This is a genomic window from uncultured Leptotrichia sp. (assembly GCF_938036635.1).
Lineage (GTDB): Bacteria > Fusobacteriota > Fusobacteriia > Fusobacteriales > Leptotrichiaceae > Leptotrichia > Leptotrichia hongkongensis.
In genome coordinates this window covers 1-1,925 of the sequence record NZ_CALHQO010000255.1, presented here as the reverse complement: position 1 = coordinate 1,925, position 1,925 = coordinate 1, and the positions used below count along the sequence as shown (strand labels likewise).

The 1,925-nt window shown below is 27.4% G+C and carries 2 protein-coding genes; both read right to left on the bottom strand.

Annotated elements, in window-relative coordinates:
* Positions 1 to 128: 128 nt before the first annotated feature.
* A complete protein-coding gene (locus Q0370_RS05005) occupies positions 129 to 791 on the bottom strand; it encodes an HAD family hydrolase (RefSeq protein WP_299572922.1) in 663 nt (220 codons plus the stop codon).
* 75 nt (positions 792 to 866) lie between these two features.
* Entirely contained in the window at positions 867 to 1,874 is a 1,008-nt protein-coding gene (gene fni / locus Q0370_RS05000; RefSeq protein ID WP_299572921.1) for a type 2 isopentenyl-diphosphate Delta-isomerase, read from the bottom strand.
* Between the last annotated feature and the right edge of the window lie 51 nt (positions 1,875 to 1,925).

Below are 1,925 nucleotides of genomic sequence, written 5' to 3'. Positions count from 1 at the left end.
ATAAATAAAATTACAAAAGTCTATAAGATGGATACTTAAAAATTAGATTTAAATTTTTTTAACAAGAATCAAATCAATTATTTTAGAATTTTATTGTTATTTTTTTAATGGTGTTTAGTACAAAAATATTATTTCCAAAATAATTTATCGAATAATGTTTTTCGAGGTGGTATTCCATCAAGTTTAATACCATTCTTAATCCAGTATGTTTTTTTGGAAATATCATAAAGTGGCTTGTCTGCTAGACTGTCAGAGTAAAATTTTATGATTTCATACTCAAAATTATTTTGTTTTGCCCATTCGTTTAATTTCTTTACTTTTTCACCGCCTTTATTATTTTCTCCATCAATTTTGGCAACGAAAGTTTCCTTGTTATCGTTTACAAAATTTGTACCAAAGACTTTGTCATAGCCAAGTGATAATAAAAATTTTTCTATTAGGAATAATGGGCTTGCTGAAGACACGATAACCATTTCGCATTCTTTTTTGTTTTTTTCCAGCTCGTCCTTTATCCAGGGATAAATTTTATGTTTTTTAGTTTCCCAGAAATCTGCTACTAATTTTTCAATTTCTTCTCTTGAATGGCTTTCTAAAAATTCAAAATATCTTTCTTTCAAAGTAGTTAGATTTATTATTTTTATTAGATAAAAAAGTAAATCTTTTGAATATTTTATTAAAAATAAAATAGACTTTAATGGATATTTTTTTAAATAAAATGTAGAAAAATTAACACCAGTTTCTCCATCGTAGATTGTCTTGTCAAAATCATAAACTATAATTTTTTTTTTCATTAATTAACTCTCTTTCTTTAATTATATTCATTTAAAATCAATTTTTGATATGCAGTTAAGTTATTACTAGATTTATTAAAATTTTTGTATAGAAAATTCCAATGTTTTTCCATACAAAATAAATTTTACATTTTGCAATTCTTTAATATTTTTTGCATTTAAGGCGCACATTATCATTTTGCATTCAGTTTTCCAGTTTTCCACAGTTTTGATTATGTTTTCAACATCATATTTTACAGCCAATTCTAAAATCGTTCTGGAAAGACCAACAGCTTTTGCTCCCAAAACTAGGCATTTTATCATATCCAGGGGATTTCTTACACCGCCACTTGCGATAATTTCCACTTTGTCAGTATAATCTTTTAAGTTTAAAAGGCAGGAAACAGTAGTTTGTCCCCAGTTATTTAGATAATCGAGACTATTTTCACGTCGCATATTTTCGATAAAGGCAAAACTTGTGCCACCACGTCCGCTTATGTCAAAAGTTTTTATTCCCAGCTTAATTCCCTGTTTTATGGTATCTTCAGTCATTCCAAATCCAACTTCTTTTAAAATAATTGGGATTTTTATATTTTGGACAAATTCTTTTAAATTGTTTTCCCATTCGTTAAAGTTTCGGCTGCCTTCTGGCATAATTAATTCCTGCATTAGATTTACGTGAACTTGTAAAAATAATGGATTTAGAGCCTTTATAGCGGCAATTCCAGCTGTGTAATTTTTATCAATTCCAATATTTGTGGCAAGCTGTAAATCTGGATTTTCCTTTTTTACAATATTAAATGAATCATCATCAGAATTTTTTAGAGCGGCACTATATGAGCCTGTTACGAACAGCAAATTGCATTCATTTGCAACTTTTGCCAGTTTTTGATTAATTTTTTTCGCATTTTCACTTCCGCCTGTAATTGCGTTAATAAAAAATGGAAATTTAAAATCGTGGCTTGCAAAATGAGTTGATAAATCAATTTCATCCAGATTATATTTTGGAATGGAACTATGAATAAGTTCAACATCGTCAAAGCTGTTATATTCACTTTCGTGTTCCAATGCATATTTGATATGATCATCTTTTCTATTTTTCATATTTCTCCTATTTTTATTTTTAATTAATATATCATATATTTTTTCTTTTTT